This is a genomic window from Aliivibrio finisterrensis, from assembly GCF_008933155.1.
Classification (GTDB): Bacteria; Pseudomonadota; Gammaproteobacteria; order Enterobacterales; family Vibrionaceae; genus Aliivibrio; species Aliivibrio finisterrensis.
This window is the reverse complement of sequence record NZ_WBVP01000024.1, coordinates 1-18,265: the sequence shown is the minus strand read 5'-3', so window position 1 is coordinate 18,265 and position 18,265 is coordinate 1. Positions and strand designations below refer to the sequence as shown.

Sequence of the window (18,265 nt, the reverse complement as noted above, 5' to 3'; positions counted from 1 at the left end):
TCGACTTGACTAATGGTTACATTCCACCAAGGTTTGATTGATGGGTTGGAATAGAAAACTAATATATTTAGGCTGATTTAAGTTATGGTTTTTAATTACAACCCCCATTGTCCCCAGAGTGTAGGTATGGATTTTATGCTCTACTCCGATAATTGTAGCCTCATAACCAACCCGTTTTTGTATTAGGTTCTCCCAATATCGATAATGAGATATTACTTTCTCAATTGTAATATCATCAGTTGCCATCTCATGAGTAAAGTGCCATTTAATTCTTATGTGATAATCTCTTATACCCACCACTTTCATCATTTTCAGTAAGAATGCGACGACTTTTACATTATGCGTTCGAATTAAGTGACCTTTGGCTCCAACACAATAATGAAGTGTATTTGTTACCTGTTGGAAATCAATTTTGGCGTTAAGTAACGATCCTGACCCTATCGATTGATCAAACTGCTGAACAAAAAACGTGAGCTGTTTGTTTTGATATTGATTTAACTTAGTTATACCGCAGAACTCCGGAAGTGTACTTTTTGATCGTTTAGTATAAATTTCTTTGTGATCTTCTAATCTAAAAGCAATTCGACTTATAGCTCTTTCAGTTACTTTGGATAATTCAGCTGATTGATTTATAGAGTAACTATAAGATAATAATGAGATACATTTTAAAATATCAGCCATCTTCAAAGTATCCGACTTTACTTCTCCCTCTTCTTTATTGAGGATGAATTGAAGCGAACTTTCTAAATCTGGTCTACGCTTTCCAATTAATTCAACTGGTAGCGTATCGTGATAAAGCGCTAATGGATTACCTTTCCGTATCGGTCTCATACTTTCGTTATCGAGTTTAATTGTATAATCAATATTATGCTGTAGAAAATTCAGAGGAGATTCATTTCTCTTCATATTACGTAAATAAATATGAAGAGAAGTTAGGTGCACGTATGAACTGAATGTGGTTTCTATAGCAGAATGTCCAAGTAAACGTGACAAAAAAACGTTTTTTCGCGTGTAAGTCTGTATACCAAGGCGATGAAATAGTTGTGCTTTCCTCTGGAGTGAAAAAAATTATTCCATAGAGGCGCAAAAGCGTGGGTTGCTTTATATTACCACCCCCTTCCCCAAGTTTGGGGCGCTCGCACTTCGTGCCAGCTATTTTCGGCGCACCTTGTTTACAAAAAGCGCAAACAAAGTGCGTCAACCATCGGCACTAAACGGAGCAATCTATATTTTTTTAGTGACACTTTCGTTGTCACTAAAAGATAAATACGCCATAATTGTGACACTTTCATTTAGTAAGGTGTCACTATTAAAATGGTTTATGTCATGAATAGGTTTGAAATCCAGCGTTATATCGAGCAGCAATGCCACCCTGTGTCTATTTCCGACATTATTAGTGATCATCCAGATTTAATTCGTCGTACGCTTCAGCGCTGGCTTAACATACTGATTGAAGATAAACAGATAGAAGTCATTGGTGACGGTCGTTCTCGTAAATACATTGCGCGTATTGTTAGAGAAGTGGCTATCAATTCAACCGATAATGAGTATGATAGTTTTCCAAAATCGATCCCACTCTCACCAGATAGCCATGACATTCTTAATTATTTAGATAAGCCTATTTTTGAGCGTGAACCCGTTGGTTATGCTCGTGATTTTTTAAATGATTATACTCCAAATAAAACATACTACCTTTCTGAGCCTATTCGCCGTCAGTTACATCGCATGGGAAAAACCATCTATGCAACGCAACCTGCGGGCACGTATGGAAGAGACATCTACAACCGCTTATTAATCGACTTATCTTGGGCATCAAGCCACCTTGAGGGCAATACCTATAGTCGATTAGACACTGTTGAGTTAATTGAGCATGGCCAGTTTGCACAAGGAAAAGACATCATCGAGACACAGATGATTTTAAATCATAAATCAGCGATTGAATTGCTGATTGATAATGTCGATACCGTTGAGTTCAATCGTTTTACAATATTGAATTTGCACAGTGCGCTTTCAGAAAACTTATTATCCAACCCGTTTGATGAAGGACGAGTGCGTAGTCATGTTGTTGAAATCGGCGGGAGTGTCTATAAACCGATGTCATCTGAAGAGGTGCTCTCTATTCAACTAGAAGCGGTACTCAATAAAGCCAATCAAATCATCGATCCATTTGAACAATCATTTTTTATTATGGTGCATTTACCTTACCTGCAACCCTTTGCTGACATTAATAAACGCACTTCTCGTTTGGCTGCAAATATTCCGTTGCTTAAAGCCAACGTATGTCCTCTTACATTTTTAGATGTACCGGAAGAAGCCTACAGCAAAGCGGTACTTGGTGTGTACGAAATGAATAGAATTGAGCTGCTTCGTGATCTGTATTTATGGGCGTACGAGCGCTCAACAAAAGAATACCTAGCCGTTAAACAAGAGCTAGTAAAGCCAGATCAACAACGCTTGCAATATCGAGCAAAGATAAAGGAGATTGTTAAACAAGTCATACTGACGCCTGAATCTCAACCCCTTGATATCATTGAATCGTTTATTCGCAATGAAGAAGACACGGATAAGCAAAACATTATTGCCCTTGCATTAGAAGAGTTAAGACGAATCCACGAGGGAGTACTGGCTAGATACGGTCTAAGGCCGTCTCAGTTAGAAAAGTGGCGTCAATTGCATGGATAATGTGCAACATCCAAAGCAATAAGGCCAGTGTGCAAATCATTCCAGTTTGTTCTGGTTTACTTGCTGCCATTTCCCACGCTACACACGTAATGGATCTTGACAATAATCCATCAACGTCCGTACCCAAATATTCCGTCAAAACCCGCAATAACGCTGGGTTGGTATTTTTTAGAATATAGCGAGTGAAGTCCCCTTGCGCTCGAAGATAAGTGATTAATTTATATCGAGGTAAGGCCACCACAGCGGTAATGCCGTTCACTTAAGGGTGAACGGCATTCTTGTTTCTGGCATATCGTTTAGGTCTTGGTTTTACCATTACGACCTAGCGATCGAATTATTTCATATTGAGTATTTTTTTTAAGGGGAATAAGCCAGTGACGCTCTGAGCCTGTCATCTGCCATTTATGTAGTAATCCTAATGAATAGAACCCTTTATCGAACATAGTTACGCTATGGTCAGGCCCGAATTCAACTGAACTAGTTGAAGCTGCTTATTCTTTGAACTTAGATGAAATGAGATTACTCTTTTTAGCGATGAGTAAAATTGATAGCTTAAAATCAGAGCTTAAAGAAATTGAGATATTACCATCTGAATTTGTACGTCTTTTTAATGTTGATTCTAAGAATGTTTATCGTTCTTTACGAGTTGCCGTAAAAGGTATCGGAAGGAAACCATTAGTCTTACCTGTCGCTGACTCAAGTAGAGTAAGAGAATTGTTTTGGTTATCTTCTAATGAGTACGATAATGCAGATTACGGCACCTCAATAAAAATGACATTTAACCCAGAACTTGCACCATATCTAGTCGATATTAAATAAAATTTCACATCTATTAAATTTGAAGAAGCTGCGAAGTTAACGTCCCCGTTCTCATATCGTTTGTACCAATGGTTTAATGAAGCTAAGAATTTAAATTCTTCAAAAGAAAATGGAACTATAAAAGTGTCTTTAGATCTGGAATGGATGAAAAAGCAATCTGGATTAGAGGGTAAATATGAAAGATGGGATGTATTTAAAGCTAAAGTAATAAATCCAGCGGTTGAGCAAATTAATGCAAAAACAGATATTTCTGTTATCTGGAAACCAGTAAAAAATGGAAGAAAAGTAGATGCTATCCAGTTTAATTATGTTCTTGAAAAAGATGAATCATGCATGAAACCGCTTCGCCCTCGTCTTTTTCGTCGACCGAAAGTTCTGAAAGGCTCACATGAAGAAGGTGTTTGGATGCGTAAGAACTTAGCTTTACTTCTTGAGTATGAAGTACAGTTGAAGCAGTACGATAATAAAGAAAAATTAACGTTAGCTGATTTACGTAAAATTGCAGACTACGCATCTATTTGTGACAAAATTACAGAAGACCGTGTTAGAAATGAAATAGCATTACGAACTAAGAAGTTATAACTACTTAAAATCACCATCAAATTCAAGTTTTAGCTCTGAATTGGTACGTACCAATTACCCATGCACAAGAAGATAAATAGGGCGTGACGCAGTAACAAAAAGGCCGCCATTAGGCGACCTTTGCGATTCGTATTTCGGCTGTTATGTTCAATTAAAATAATTAGGGTCGTACATTGAAAAGCCTAACGTGATGCTGTCACGTTATTGTATTCGAAAGACTTACAGCGTGGAAGTCGCAACCGAGGGTTGTCTTATCTTAAGTGGATATCTTTTCGTGTGTTGGCTTCTGGAGTTAAGCCCTGTTGAACAGTGTTATGCCTTTGTACCAACTATAATCAACAACTAAAAGACCTATTTCATGTTTACTTTGGCAAAGTAAGTCAAAACAAGAGACTCTCAGCAAATCAAGGAGTTTCTATAACTGATTCACATACCACTCAAATTAAGGTATGCTGTACTTTAATTAATTTAGAGGAATCAAAATGAAAAGCACAGTAATTAAAATATGCCAAAAATGTAACACTCCCAAGACCCTTTCTGATTATCATAGAAATAGAACAAAAAAAGATGGGCACAATGGAATATGTAAATCTTGTCAATCTGATGTGGATTTCATAAGTAAAAAGTTGAGGTAATTAATAATGGATAAGCCTTCAGGGTTAAAGATTCGTAATTCTATTTTCAATATGGGTCAAATTGCTTCATGTGACATTTCTGAAGATACAATTTTTCTTTCACAAGACTTTCTTAGGAGTCAAAATGGAAAGCGGCATTATGTGATTGTAAGAGAAAAGGCTCAGCCATACACGGATTACAACTGTGTTGTACCCACAGAGGAGTTTAACAGGATAAAAAATGTACTTGAGCAATATTTTTTGTAAAAAGGCAATTTGATGCAGGGATGCTGAACCTTCGATTTAAATTACAGACACAAAAAAGCCGGTGACCTTGCGATCTCCGGCTTTTAGGAAGTATTCTAGTGCTCACTTAAGAACTGTACTAGCAATAACTTATTAGCGTAATCATTCTAGTACAGGTGGGCTAGGTTTGTCACTACCCACTGAATACCATTCAACGACAATAAATCATTCTTAAGTCAGCGCAGCACTTTCAGACGGTGTATTGATGACTCATTTGACCGACATACTTTACAGAGAACTTTTCAATAAGCTCCTACTAAAGTAATCACGAATTAGTGACGAGATGAAACGAGTTTTAGCTCATGGTATTGGAACTGCACCACAGTAGTTAGCCCCATGCGGTTTGGTCAGCCGAAGAAAATAGACGCTAATGGGCTTTGATAAGCCAATAGATGAGGTCGCAAAGCTCCTTGTTTATTCTTTCCATGAGCAACGTCTAAGATGACCTTATGCTTAAAATTCAGTTTCCACCCAAACCAAATGATGTTCTACCACTCAAAAATCGGTGTTCATTATTCCTATTATGTTAAATCCATAAGTTAGCCTATAAAAACCATGCTTTCGCAGCCTTAGAAGCTCACAGTGCCGCTTTTTAGGTGTAAACCACACCGATATACCCCTAAACACGGTTGAAACTTTATGACGCTTTCTGGGCAATTTACAGGGCAATAAAATCTCGCCCCCGTTCACTCAATAATCACCATGTAACGTATGTTTCTACCCTTTTCTTAGATCTGCTTATGCGACAAACTACTCTTTGCGTGACTCTGTTAGTTCAACAATGTATAATTATCGAACAATGCCAATACTTCCTCTTTCTTTATATTCTCGATTTAATTTATCAAAAATATAAACAAATGTAGCTCGCTGAACTTTAAACGCTCGATTACTTTTTAAGTAAAGTAATACGAAGAAGATAAAATTCAGACAGATATTCACTGTGTAAATGAACAGAACGAAGCTGCAATCAGCTTGCTAAATAGAGATTGCATTTACAAAATCTAGCTGCGAACTAGTCATCTAAAAGAAAAAGATGCTTCAGCACTTTGCGACTTGCGCTCGTAATTTAACTTCAGCAAAGCTATATGAAGATAATCTAATTTTCAAATAGCAAACAAATCGAAACAAAATCACTGCAACTTGTGAGCATCATGCACACATTAGATCTAAGTCGTTTTTCTTAAATAGATATAAATAAGCTAATTTAGTTTGCATTCAAACGCTCTAGTGCGTTGTTATTCTTAAATCAAATTCTGCTTTATTTCATTCTATTTAACTAAACTAACAGTCTTCTTTTGCTTTGATCTTTAAGTCGTCTAATTTAATAAAAAATTAGACGGACTTAAAGAAATTCCACATAACTACTTTTAATCTAAACTTAAGCTCTGCTTTTGTGCTGATTTCAAGAAGTTTCTGGTCGAAATGAATGTTTAGGACTCCGCAGCATCGCAAAATGTGCGATGTCACACGCCAACGGATGAGACATAGTAAAACTCGCAACAATCGCCTGGATGCAATAAGCCTTTAAAGCGAACGGAAGTGCAACCAAAAATGCACGTAATCTCTTAACAACACGTCAATGACGCGCAGCGAGTGCAAAAATGAACAGAAACATGAATGCTAGAAATTTCGGATTACGCTCAAGCAATATGAGTAGAGCGTTAGTAACGGCATATCAAATGAAGGAGAACGGAGACAATTCAAAGAATCAATGCAAGACAGCTCTTAACGATTTCGCAAAACATTTAAAAGAAGACCAGGGCATCAACGATCTTAAAAAAGTTGAGAAATCTCACGTTCTTAGTTATGCAAACGAGCTGAATAATAAATTTGAAAATGACCAAATAAGTGCATCTTCTGCTCAGAACTACTTAAGCAAAGTAAATGTCGCTTTAGAAAACGCTCGTTTAGATCGTGATTGTAGAGTTGACGGAGTTAGAGAAGCCGGCTTACCGAAACGCACAGGCATTGCAACATACGATCATAGCGTTGATAAAGAGTCACATGAAACAGCACTATCTCAAGTTCCAGATCGACTCTCAGTTCAATTAGAACTACAAAGGGAGTTAGGTTTACGATTTAAAGAATCGTCTTTAATTGATGCAAAAAACACATTAGATCATGCAGTAAAAAATGGGATCATCAGAGTAGAAAATGGAACAAAAGGCGGAAAGTTAAGAGAGTTCAAGGTTAGTAGTGATAAGCAACTTACAGCTCTTAAGAATGCAGCAGCGATACAGTGTAACGACAGAAGTCTGATACCAAGTGATATGAAATGGAGTCAGTATCAATCTCAATGCTACCGTGAGATACAACAAACTAATATTAAATTTCATGGCGAAAGACACAATTATGCAAACGATAGATATGAAAAAATTTCAGGAGTAAAAAGCCCTGTTCGATCACAAGAAAAACACGGTAAATCACATCTTCAATATATCGCAAATGAGAAAAATATCACGTTAGCTGATGCCAAAATTCTAGATCACAATACTAGATTACAGATATCTAACGAACTTGGACACGAGCGCGTATCGATCACAAATAATTATCTTGGATAGCACTATGCATAATCAATTACAGTTTCAGATAAGACAAATAATGAGTTCATACACAAGTAAGGGTAAAAAATCAGCTTACAAAAAAAAACAAATGACTCGTTTAGTTGCGATCTTAGATGAAATTATGACAAAAGAAGGAGAACCGAGACTATCAGCAATTGGAAAAGCTCAGATCATTAGGTACTGGAAACGAACAACGAATGAAAGTGATAAAACAAGAAGAGAAAAGTATTCAATTTTGAATAAATTTTTCTTGTTATATAACGTAAAAGTGACAGTACCAGAGCCAAGAAATTGTGACATCTCACTCAAAACTGAAGATTTAAATTAACTTAAATTAGTAAATAAAATCAAATTAAACGAAGTTTATTTGTTTTGTTTTGTTTTGTTTTGTTTTGTTTTGTTTTGTTTTGTTTTGTTTTGTTTCTTGTTTCTATTTTAAGCGACTTAAAATATTGATATTTATATGTTTTAAAGCTTAAAACCCACCAAATTAACGGTTAAAACCCACCAAAATTACGGTTGAATAACTTTGGTTTCACCTTTATTGTTTACACCTATTTTTTAATTTGGTGTAAGTTGTGTCGTTAACAATTGTGCCCGAATTCAACTGCGAAGTGCGACACTCGCCAATATCAAGCAGCCAATACCATTTCTTTAAAGACAATCGCTGGTTGCTTGAAGTCTAAACACTTTTTCGGTCGATAATTTATTCGTGATACAGCGAATTCAATATCACTATCTGTGACCGTTGTTAAGTCGGTTCCTTTCTTTACATATTGTCTTAAAAGTCCGTTAGCATTTTCATTCGCTCCACGCTCCCAAGAACTATAAGGGTGGGCAAAGTACACATCAGCTTCTAACGCCTTTGCGATGGTTTCATGACCTGCAAACTCTCTCCCGTTATCTGCCGTGATGGTATGAACATGCTCCTTATAAGGCATGAGCAGTTCTATGGTGGCTTTAGTGACATCATCTGCTGACTTCGATGGTACTTTCTTGACTACGTAAAATCGTGTTTTACGCTCTAAAATTGTCACCATAGCGCCAGTACCATGTTTGCCTAATACCGTGTCAATTTCCCAATCACCCAATCGCTCCTTACTGTCAACGATGCTAGGCCTATCATCGATAGATACAGCATTCTTGATCGCTGGTGCTTTCTCTTTTCTACCGCGGCGATACCGCTTATGACCTTGTCTTAAGTGGCGATATAACTTGCCTCCCAATCGTTTATCCTGCGCAACAAATCGGTAGATCCATTCATGGCTAACAGTGGCACCGATTTTAGTTAACACACTGGAAACCTGCTCGGGACTCCAATCCGCTTCTAAAAGGAGGCGGATAAAATCAACCCGCTCCTGAGGTATTCTGTATTTACGCGCTGATGTGCGTTTTTTGATTGATAATACCTGAGCTTCGTTTGGGCAATAATGACTGCCTTTGCTGCCGCGTTTAAGCTCTCGATATACCGTAGAGCGATGGCACTGAACGGTTTTAGCTATTTCAGAAACCGAAATTCCCCGTTCCAAAAGAGCAGAAATCTGGTATTTTCTGCCCTCGGTCAACTGCTGATAATTCATGATAGTACTGCTTGTTTCTTTGGCGAGAAGAGCATACCACTTTCAGCAGTTGGCTTCCTCTTCTACACCTTTCCATGAATGTCGCACTTATTATCTGAAATCAGGGCATTACAGAAAATACGCTAGCTTTATTTATATGGTTCTATAATTATGTATAAATTACACGCTTAATTTATACATAAGTACCTACAAAGAGGTCATGACTCCAACCTGTTGACTAAAGATAATACTCACGCTAAATAAACGTTCCAATAACCTTGTCGTTCATTTCTTCACTTTTAGAAAACCCGATTGTTTTATGCACTAATTACTTGATAGATAGGTTATCTCTTTTTCTGCTATTCTAAAATATTAGTCTAATAGTCGCCTTACTTTGCTGATCCATAGTACCTCCGATTAAAAAGGTACTATGGCAAAGCATGCTTAATATTGATATGTGTGGTTAGTTAAGCGCTTACGAGAAAACAAGGCTCGCTGTGTAAGATTATGATGTGTTGCCCCTTTTGATGAAAAGCCAGTGAACAGTAAATCACTTCATAACTTTGCTTATCCAACGGCAGATGCAACACAACTGACTTCCGTAGCTACCTCGCTTGCTAAAACATTATTTCAGCCAGGTGTTAATTATTACAAAGTAGGCGTTGATTTGCTGGACTTGAGCAATGGGAAGCATGAGCAATTTGATATGCTGAACCTTACCCCAAATAATACGGAATTAATGATGCTAGAACTTACACCAGAAAGATTTATTGAGGCTGCGTGGGATATCAATATAGGTATTCTCTCTGCTGAAAAAGAATGTTTAAGATCTGATTTTATTGCAAGAGCGACAACTTTAGCTCAAGCTGAAGGGATCAATGTATTGTATTTAGATTTTTCACGGTATGAGTCAATTGAAGAAGTGCTTGCCAGCTCTGAGAATGACGCTTTCTTTGAAGCTATTCGCTCTATCTCAAAGCCGACATTATTATGGTTCGATAATTGCGATATGTTAGCCCCACTGGACTGCAGTTTTACCTATCACTTACGATCCATTTTAACTACTAGAGTAGATGGATTGGTTCAATCTATGTTTATCGCAAACTACGATTCTTTACAGTTATTATTCAGAAATAGAAGAGCGGCCTTTTATCGTAGTTCAATGCATATAACCGATTGGAAACGTTAGTAATACCCTAAAACAACCCCCATTGTCCCCAGAAATATAATTATTGATTTTATACAATAGGTTCCTTGATTAATGGTGTGATTTTTTCAATCTGGTTTAGCTAGGAACGAGTATCGGCACATCGCCAATAAATGATTTCATCAATGTACTCATAGATTTTCAGTACATGCTGATGATAAAAAATAGGTTCGTGATGGGCACAACGGTTTCTGAAGTTTCGGATCAAAGTTGAACGCTCTCTCAGCTCTTGCCTTAGTTCTTCAGCTGTTTCATATGGGGAGTGGGGAAATGCCTTTTCGAGAAAGTTTCTATGCTTCCAAAGACGCACATCTTGTTTCTTAGTCAGTAGATGTTCAAACCAATAAAACTTTAATTCAGGGATAACTTGATTTGCATCTCGGTAATGTTTTTGCTTTTTAACCGTAGATTCTAACTCTGCTTTTTCATAACGTTTCAAAGTGTAGTTGAATTGAGGATCAACTGGCCAATCTTTACCATATCGATTTTCAATCGCCTCACTCACCAGGTTACGTAAAAACACTTCAAAAACATGAAGGGGAAGTAAGTAATGGCTTGATACCGTTGCATTCCATTCATATAGTTTTAGTGCCAATTGTTCATCTTCATTACCGGTATGTTTCTTACTGGCATACAGATAAGTACTAAATCGAGAAGTCGAAAGCGTGTTTATGATCTTGGTATTATCCATCTAGCAATCTCTACAACCGTTGAATTTGACGCCCGAATCAAAAAGGCTTACTATTATAAATGAGAGCTTCGGCACATCACTGCTTTGCAGACTACCGAAGACAAAAGTTAAGGGAAAAGCCACGTCTTTTATACGTGGCTTTTTTCGTTTTAGCTATCTGCAATAACGATTTCCGCGTAGTGTTCTTTTTCACAAACCTAAGTAATATCATAACTAGGTCTTTCGCAATATAGAAAGAGAGAACTATCAATCGACAATGCTTTTAAATATCATTTGTAGTAAATACCTATATAGAACTTGTCGTGGGGTTATGATATCGGGCAGTTTTTTAGATTGAGGAGGTTTAACGATATCAAGCCATACCCATTGTTTATTTAAAGTGTGGCGATAGAAAAACTGTAAGCCATTGCGGTCGAGTTTAACGGTGCTCCACGAGTGAGTGCTAATTAAACTGGCGAAGAAGTTTTTTAAATCAGTCGTGCTTAATGTATCGGGAGAGCGGTCAAAGAACTTGCTAATCCGGCGTACCGCTCGAGAATAGGCATCAATGGTAGCAGGTCGTTTACCTTGCAGAGTTAAGTTGGTAAGGTGTAATTCATACAGGCGATGATATCGCTCTAGTTCAGTTGGGCTCATGGTATTTGCTCCTGTTATCCGCCATCGAAATGATGGAGGTACAGAGAGTATGGACGATACAGGTTTTACTCTGCCGCGAAGCGGCTTCGTTCAACAAGCAATTTAAGAGTGATTCCCAACGCTTGGCATTTTCGGTGCTAATCGTTGGGTTGTATCATAAATATAATATTGGAACAGTTCCTCAAAAATATGGCGAAATTCAGCGTTAATTTTTGCTAGAGACTCTGCCATTTAAGCCTCTATCGTATATGGGGCTCTGTCGCATCTATATTGCAATTTTTCTAAAAATGAGCTCTCAAAGCTCAATGTTTATCATTTTGTATCCTTATTTATGAATTTTTCTGGTTTCCATACCCAAAAGATGTGATCCTCCAGCTGTTCGTTATTACGTTTCTTACAAATTAAGCTACCGTGATATTGACGACTATTTACTGAACGAGGACAGATTATTGGGGATGATTCGTTGCCAGTATGGGAGCGCTTTTACGCGCTCGCTGCATAATCGTGCCTGGAATTCGGCACGTTGTACTTAAGAAAAACGTTGCGACAGAGCCCAACATGTTGAGATCTGCCATCGCGTTAATCGGACTGATTAACGCGATTAAATATTACAAGTTATTGATTATCAGTGAATAATCATGTCTTTCTTTTAGCGCTCGGTATAAGCGCTTAGAAAAATAATTGAGGTGAAAGGCTTTCACACTGAATAAATGAGGGACCTTTTTTATCGCGGTTCTTGCTGATTGGGTGGAGGATAAATCGAGAGATAATGAACGAAAATAATAGCGGATCTCGCTCAGTTCTTTCTTTGAACTCGACTCTAATCTTGACAATAATCCATCAACGTCCGTCCCCCAATACTCCGTCAAAACCCGCAATAACGCTGGATTGGTATTTTTTAGCATATAGCGAGTGAAGTACCCTTGCGCTCGAAGATAAGTGATTAATTTCTGTCGAGGTAAGGCCACAACATCATGGTATTTATTGTTGCTGATGCCCTTTCGAGTGCGGGCCGTTCTGGCTGTTTTCTTTGTGCTACCCATTGCTTTTGCGTGTTGATAGATCTGATCGTAAGCCAGGTTAGTATTCGAATAATGGCGCTGTAAAAAATGGTGCAACGAAGAATGCTGATTAATAAGCGCAGACACGCCTCCTAACTCGTCAACGATGTAGTCGATGAGCGCGTTTGGCGCCATGGCCAAAAATTGAGCATATTCGGGCTTTTGGTACACAGAGCAGGCCTCAAGTGTCGGGAATGGCCCAATATCTTCGCCAAATTCTTGTGTTAATAAAGTAATGACGTCGTTAAAAAAGTGGGCTTCGGGTTGATTGCTATTGATAAAAAACACCTCAAAATCTTCATTGTCGCGGTAGGCAATGGCTTTTTTGAGATTACGACGGTGGTAAGCGACGGAAGCGGAGTCTCTTTTCTCATGATCATTTCGAGCGACTTCAATGCCGAACAACGGGGTATTGGCTTCATCGTGGATCACAAAATCAATCGAATACGGCTTCTTTTTACCGAGCGCATTAGAGGCATAGTCGTAAGTAAAAGTGAAGTGTAATTGAGTTAATAAGCGATAAACCAGCACCTCTGGGAATGACTGAAGCGTGACAGTGTCACTCACTACGTACCGTTGAGTCCGCAAATAGGTAGGATACGCTGCCATTATTGCATTCTGAATGTGTCGGTGTTGATGCTTATCGAGCGCAATGATCGTTTTTGCCAGGGTGTCATTTTGTCGTTTCATCTCTCCAAAACAGCGGTAGTCAGCGGCTAACTCAACGAACTCACTCTCACTTAAGTCACTGTACTTAAAGGTAAAAAGGTGACGCTCCGGATCTACTGTTGAGGGGTAATGAATGGAAAGAAAGTGGGTTAGCGGTCGCGCTAGTGCAATTTTAAATTCTGCGTGTTGAGCACGACGGTTGAACTGCTTTTGTGTGAAATCGTGCTCTGGAAAGACGTGTTGAAGTAACGCAGATGCAGACAACTTACCACCACAAAAAATGGATCTTATGGCGGTGTCATCAATAATATCGGTCGTGAGTGAATCGCAAGTGCGCGAAATGCACTCAGCAAGTGTGGGTAGTTTGATCATGTGACCTCCTGATAGGTAATATTCTCACCACCAAAAGGTACTAATCTTTGGGTGGCGAGCTAAATAAGGTTAGTACTACCGTTATCAGGAACGGCCGACGCAAGGTCGCCTTACTCAGCTCACCATTGTTTGGGTGTGCAAGAGCACATAGCAGACATTTCTGCCTGCTATTCCTGATAATAGAGGGGTACTAATCCCACATTCTGGATGTGCCAGAATGCGTTAATAATAATGGCGACCACGAAAAGAGTCAAGTTTTTCATGTATGGATGAACAGTGTCACGATTTTCTATTGCGTTCCCGTTAGTATAAAAAATAGTGTGATATAATTACACTTATATCACACAACCTGAGTAGGGACGTCGTCATGGCAAATACCATCCACCTTCCGCTAATTAAGCAGTCAGAGGTGACCCTGTCACACTTGAAGAAACACGATGAAATCCATCAACAGTGGGCACAACAGCAACAACACCTCAGTCGCTTTAAACTCAACTTTCCCGATCTGAGTCACAGCTTCGATCCCGACTGGCCAGAGTTGCCTAACAGCTTGCTTCATCTGGCTGACTTTGAAGAAAACCGAGGGGGGTTGAGTACTAACACCTTAAAAATGCTGGCCTTTGTGGTGAGAAAATGGGATGAGCATTGCAAAGATCTCTCGGTGTACAGTTTTCCTATTCATGCCCCGGTATTGTTAGCCTGGTTCAAATCAATGAAGTTAGATCAGGAAAACAAAATAAACACCTTAAAACAATACCGAGCGCAATTAAGCCTATTTCATAAGATCATGAATGCAACGGACAGCACCAAACTGCCTGTCGTTGCTCATTTTTTTAGTTCATTAGCCAAAGATGAAATGGAATTGACCGGAACTCAAACCATAGAATTACAAGCCAAACCCTTTCATAAGCACCATCTCACTTGCTTAATGGACATATGGGGTAACGAGAAAATAGCGATTCAATACCGAGATCTGACAGTATTAACCCTCGCTTACGGCACCTTATTGCGTGAAGGAGAAATAGGGAAAATACGTAAAAAACACATTAAGATCTTAGATTGTGGCGATATAAATATCGAACGTGTCACCTCAAAAACGACTATCAGCCCAGAGCCAAAGCGATTAACCGGTCGGTTTTCAGCCATTGTAAAACGCTATCTTTACGTGTATTGCCAGGGGCTTAGTGAAGAGGAGTTCATTTTTTGTTGGTTAACCGTAAAAGGAGATCGACCCGCAGGTTACCGCCAGACGCCCATGTCAGGAATGACGATTGATCGCATTTACCAACGTGCGCATAAACTCCTGCTCGACAGAGGTGACGTTGTCACTAGTGGCGGAGCGCATCGAAAAGTGTGGAGTGGACACTCTAGTCGAGTCGGTGCATTACAGGACGGTTATAAAGCGGGTTTAAGTTTAACGCAACTGATCCAACTAGGGGATTGGAAGAGTAACGAGATGGTATTGAGATACTTGCGCGGTTTAAGCAATGATAATAGTCCAAATTTATTGCTTCAAGATTAATCATCGAGGATGTTCGTATAAATTTTTATCCATTCTAATATTTCAATTAATTCGTAATTTTGTTTTACGACTAAAAGATCTGGGCTGCACGTTGATGTGATTTTCAATCCATTATCTGATTTTATTTTCAACGTGAAAATTATCAATATTTAAGTTATTGATATTATAGGAAATGAAAGGACTTAGATTCCGGATAACTTCTTTATAGGTACTTAATGTTGTATTACGTGCGTCAGAACACTTTTTTATGTTAATAAGGCTTAGTGAACACTTACTAAGCTAAAGATATTAGCCTTCAGCATAGTAAGTATTGATATTTAAGGTTTTTTTAACCTACTCTTTATTCCAAACACCTTATACCATCTCAGCTTCTGTCTATTCTACGTTCTCGCCATGCCATTATTACGCTTAGCCATAGCAACCATAATACCCAGCAATCTAATGCTCCTCCTCTGACCTGTTTGTAAGAGTTCAGCTCAACGCTCGATTGTGACGGAGAATTGTTGAGTACAACTGGGACATTGACTACCCCTTGGCCATCAGTGATGGTCAAGTTTAGCAACACACTGTCGACCCATGATGGTAGTATCACTGTGATTTCATGATCTGTGATTTGAACTTCACCACCATACTCAACGCTGCTGTTTATCACCGATAAATCTTGGCAATTCGTTGAAATGTAGTCACAAAGATTAAACTGCAATTTGATCCTAGTTTCATCGTGAAATGGCAACCTAGTGGCATCTACCGTAAAGCCGGGGATCACTAAATTATTTTGCGGGTAGGCCATATAACCCGGATCATCCACTTGCCCGTTATGCTCTTTATCATCATCGTGTCTGCCACCATCTTTAATGGTCACTTCTAGACAATACGCCCCAATGATTGGCGTTTCAACATAGTCATCTGATCCTGGCGGCGGACAGAACCCAAGCTCACCTAAAGCGTATCGTAAATTATCGTACGTGTCACTTTCATCAAAAGTAAACCATCCTTCACGCTCGGTGTATTTCCGATAAATACTGTTTTCAGTCAATGGTTTTATTAGCGGCAGAACAATCGTAACACTGTCGCCAAACACCTCTGTAATGGTGAAGTTATTGACATCATTCTCTGTGTATATCTCTATATTTTCATTATCAGGTGGTAATAACTCATCACCATTATCTGTCGTGCTTGAGTGTAGATCATGACTGACATATGGACTGTAAGTACCTACCTTCTCCGATAACTTGCCAAGTTGTATGCAACTGCCCGGTGATGATTGCAGCACAAATCCGCCTCCTTGGGCTTTTTCGTTGTCAATAATTTGCAGTTCACACGCATGGATAGCATCAAGATAATCTGGGATTAAGTCTTGGTCACTATCGGTAAAACCTTCTAGTTTATCCGGGATCCCGTCCATATCAGAGTCTTGCTGCGCACTCAAATTACTGGTTTTCATAACTCGTAATGTGGTTTGACCTGTCAGTGGTGCCAAACTACTACCTAAGACCTGCGCTTCATAACTGAAGTGATAACGCCCAGGCTCAAGGCTTTCACCTAATTCGATCTGACCTTCATCGACCGTTTCGCCTAATCTCACTTTAGAATCATCACGTTGTATATACCAGGTAAAAGCTACTTGCATCGATTCTTGGGGCTTGAAGATCTCTGCTTTCAACGCAAGTTTATTAGTAAATTCTGGGTACGTGAGTGAGCGAATCTTCCCTTGTGAATCCACAATATTAGCCTTGATAGACGGCATGGGTTCAGTTTCCAATATGGCTAGAGATAACTTCTCGAATGGGCCTTGGTTAACCTCCTCTCCAAAAATCAACGTTAAGGTTTCATCGCCTTCGCTCACCTCATCGCCAACAACCGTAAACCAAGTTTCACCGTTAAGGCCAGAGTTAATGGTGATGATGTGTTCAGCATCGAGTGAATGATCACTTAAGTCACTGCTGCTTTGGCTAGCGTCAATGATCACGGGAATAGAAACAGGATAAACTGGTGATGGGCCACTGAGGTGTACTTTGATCTTCGCCTGTCCACCTTCATAAACTTGTTCCCTTTGCTCAAAATCCACAAGTGGGAACACTCGGTATAGCTGACCGACGGTCTGCGTGGCTTGAGTGATTGGATCAGTAGCTTGCCAATAGACAACATGATTACCAGCCCTTAAGCGAGGAGTATCATCTTGCAACGATACCGGCACTGGATTACCCAGTACATCGCGGGCCGTGGGTGATAAACCCGTGATACTGGTAAACAATCCCGTGGCTTGAATATCTTGTGGCGTTACATCATCAAAAACAGGTTTAGTGATATTGATGTTATTGGCCAATAGTAGCAGTTGATCCGTTTGCGTTTCTCCGTTCTCGTTGACCCACTCATATTCTAGATACATTTGCTGGGGCATCTCATTGGACGCTTGGTAGAGCAAAGTATTATCCACAATAGAGGTATTACCAATAGAGGTATGGGTACTCAATAACGTCCCGCCATTGCTAAGAGTTATCGGGATAAATCGGACTAACTCATTATTATCAATAGTGTAAGTATCATTACTTATTATCTCTACCCCAACAATGTCTTTATCATCCAAAGTGTCTGGTAAGCCATCCCCGTCAATATCGATGGAATGGTTAATGTCTTCAGGGAAGGAATCGATATGATTGTCAACCCCATCCCCATCCATATCCTTATCCCACTCATTGGCAATGCCGTCACCATCAATATCGTCATTACTACTCAATAAAATAGCGTCACTGATCTGAATATATTTCACCGTGGTTTGTCCGATTTCACTATACTCTAATTCGAGGATCAGATAGCGCCCTGCTTGATTTTGCATCCGGTTGGACGATAAACTTTCCCACGTCTCTGGCGCATCGCGTTGGGTAGGAGTGTCCACTAGATACCAGTTTGCGATGATGTTGCCGCTGTTACCACTATCTATTGCGCCGTTTCGCAGAAGCTGTGCCTGGAATTGTGGCACG

At 39.2% G+C, this 18,265-nt stretch carries 13 protein-coding genes and 3 pseudogenes; 8 read left to right on the top strand and 8 right to left on the bottom strand.

The annotated features are described in order from the left end of the window. Positions 1-9: 9 nt before the first annotated feature. Positions 10-906 (bottom strand): hypothetical protein, encoded by an 897-nt coding sequence (locus F8B77_RS15735; protein ID WP_151656473.1) that lies wholly within the window; start codon positions 904-906, stop codon positions 10-12. Positions 907-1,326: 420 nt separating this feature from the next. Here F8B77_RS15735 and F8B77_RS15730 point away from each other — a divergent pair, with 420 nt between their 5' ends. After that, positions 1,327-2,682, top strand: coding sequence for a Fic family protein (locus tag F8B77_RS15730; protein ID WP_151656470.1), 1,356 nt, complete (start codon positions 1,327-1,329; stop codon positions 2,680-2,682). Between the two features lie 317 nt (positions 2,683-2,999). Here F8B77_RS15730 and F8B77_RS15725 read toward each other — a convergent pair. After that, positions 3,000-3,143 (bottom strand): annotated as a pseudogene (locus tag F8B77_RS15725) (IS4 family transposase); the annotation flags it as partial. Between the two features lie 52 nt (positions 3,144-3,195). Here F8B77_RS15725 and F8B77_RS18070 point away from each other — a divergent pair. The 5 genes from F8B77_RS18070 (at position 3,196) to F8B77_RS15700 (ending at position 7,895) form a co-directional block, all read left to right on the top strand. Beyond that, positions 3,196-3,501: a replication initiation protein gene (locus F8B77_RS18070; RefSeq protein ID WP_341872505.1), complete on the top strand. Its 306-nt coding sequence runs from the start codon at positions 3,196-3,198 to the stop codon at positions 3,499-3,501. A gap of 123 nt (positions 3,502-3,624) precedes the next feature. Further along, positions 3,625-4,083 (top strand): hypothetical protein, encoded by a 459-nt coding sequence (locus F8B77_RS18065; RefSeq protein ID WP_341872504.1) that lies wholly within the window; start codon positions 3,625-3,627, stop codon positions 4,081-4,083. Between the two features lie 641 nt (positions 4,084-4,724). After that, entirely contained in the window at positions 4,725-4,964 is a 240-nt protein-coding gene (locus tag F8B77_RS15710) for a hypothetical protein (RefSeq protein WP_151656464.1), read from the top strand. A gap of 1,652 nt (positions 4,965-6,616) precedes the next feature. Further along, entirely contained in the window at positions 6,617-7,564 is a 948-nt protein-coding gene (locus F8B77_RS15705; protein WP_167512837.1) for an integrase domain-containing protein, read from the top strand. Positions 7,565-7,568: 4 nt separating this feature from the next. Continuing rightward, positions 7,569-7,895 (top strand): hypothetical protein, encoded by a 327-nt coding sequence (locus tag F8B77_RS15700; RefSeq protein ID WP_151656460.1) that lies wholly within the window; start codon positions 7,569-7,571, stop codon positions 7,893-7,895. A 304-nt stretch (positions 7,896-8,199) separates the two neighbouring features. Here the strand turns inward: F8B77_RS15700 and F8B77_RS15695 are convergent, their stop codons facing one another. Beyond that, positions 8,200-9,147 carry an IS30 family transposase gene (locus tag F8B77_RS15695; RefSeq protein WP_151656458.1) on the bottom strand — a complete coding sequence of 316 codons (948 nt, stop codon included), beginning with the start codon at positions 9,145-9,147 and terminating at the stop codon, positions 8,200-8,202. A 235-nt stretch (positions 9,148-9,382) separates the two neighbouring features. After that, positions 9,383-9,454, bottom strand: a pseudogene (locus tag F8B77_RS15690) (IS1 family transposase); the annotation flags it as partial. A gap of 210 nt (positions 9,455-9,664) precedes the next feature. Between F8B77_RS15690 and F8B77_RS15685 the strand changes: the two are divergent. Further along, positions 9,665-10,315 carry a hypothetical protein gene (locus tag F8B77_RS15685; protein WP_151656456.1) on the top strand — a complete coding sequence of 217 codons (651 nt, stop codon included), beginning with the start codon at positions 9,665-9,667 and terminating at the stop codon, positions 10,313-10,315. Between the two features lie 100 nt (positions 10,316-10,415). Here F8B77_RS15685 and F8B77_RS15680 read toward each other — a convergent pair whose 3' ends face one another. From F8B77_RS15680 to F8B77_RS15670, 3 genes and pseudogenes are all read right to left on the bottom strand, one after another. Then, positions 10,416-11,024 (bottom strand): Abi family protein, encoded by a 609-nt coding sequence (locus F8B77_RS15680; RefSeq protein WP_151656454.1) that lies wholly within the window; start codon positions 11,022-11,024, stop codon positions 10,416-10,418. Positions 11,025-11,318: 294 nt separating this feature from the next. Then, positions 11,319-11,660, bottom strand: a pseudogene (locus F8B77_RS15675) (site-specific integrase); the annotation flags it as partial. Positions 11,661-12,268: 608 nt separating this feature from the next. Then, on the bottom strand, positions 12,269-13,762 hold the full coding sequence (locus tag F8B77_RS15670) for a hypothetical protein (RefSeq protein WP_151656452.1): 1,494 nt from the start codon (positions 13,760-13,762) through the stop codon (positions 12,269-12,271). Between the two features lie 409 nt (positions 13,763-14,171). Here F8B77_RS15670 and F8B77_RS15665 point away from each other — a divergent pair, with 409 nt between their 5' ends. After that, complete coding sequence (locus F8B77_RS15665) at positions 14,172-15,284, top strand: tyrosine-type recombinase/integrase (RefSeq protein WP_244298270.1); 1,113 nt, start codon at positions 14,172-14,174, stop codon at positions 15,282-15,284. Between the two features lie 364 nt (positions 15,285-15,648). Here the strand turns inward: F8B77_RS15665 and F8B77_RS15660 are convergent, their stop codons facing one another. Continuing rightward, positions 15,649-18,180 carry a thrombospondin type 3 repeat-containing protein gene (locus tag F8B77_RS15660; protein WP_151656448.1) on the bottom strand — a complete coding sequence of 844 codons (2,532 nt, stop codon included), beginning with the start codon at positions 18,178-18,180 and terminating at the stop codon, positions 15,649-15,651. Between the last annotated feature and the right edge of the window lie 85 nt (positions 18,181-18,265).

Bases quoted from the DNA above. Each gene is read 5' to 3' on its own strand.
- F8B77_RS15705 (WP_167512837.1), top strand. From the start codon at position 6,617: ATGAATGCTAGAAATTTCGGATTACGCTCAAGCAATATGAGTAGAGCG.
- F8B77_RS15735 (WP_151656473.1), bottom strand. From the start codon at position 906: ATGAAGAGAAATGAATCTCCTCTGAATTTTCTACAGCATAATATTGAT.
- F8B77_RS18070 (WP_341872505.1), top strand. From the start codon at position 3,196: ATGAGATTACTCTTTTTAGCGATGAGTAAAATTGATAGCTTAAAATCA.
- F8B77_RS15670 (WP_151656452.1), bottom strand. From the start codon at position 13,762: ATGATCAAACTACCCACACTTGCTGAGTGCATTTCGCGCACTTGCGAT.
- F8B77_RS15695 (WP_151656458.1), bottom strand. From the start codon at position 9,147: ATGAATTATCAGCAGTTGACCGAGGGCAGAAAATACCAGATTTCTGCT.
- F8B77_RS15730 (WP_151656470.1), top strand. From the start codon at position 1,327: ATGAATAGGTTTGAAATCCAGCGTTATATCGAGCAGCAATGCCACCCT.
- F8B77_RS15710 (WP_151656464.1), top strand. From the start codon at position 4,725: ATGGATAAGCCTTCAGGGTTAAAGATTCGTAATTCTATTTTCAATATG.
- F8B77_RS15680 (WP_151656454.1), bottom strand. From the start codon at position 11,024: ATGGATAATACCAAGATCATAAACACGCTTTCGACTTCTCGATTTAGT.
- F8B77_RS15700 (WP_151656460.1), top strand. From the start codon at position 7,569: ATGCATAATCAATTACAGTTTCAGATAAGACAAATAATGAGTTCATAC.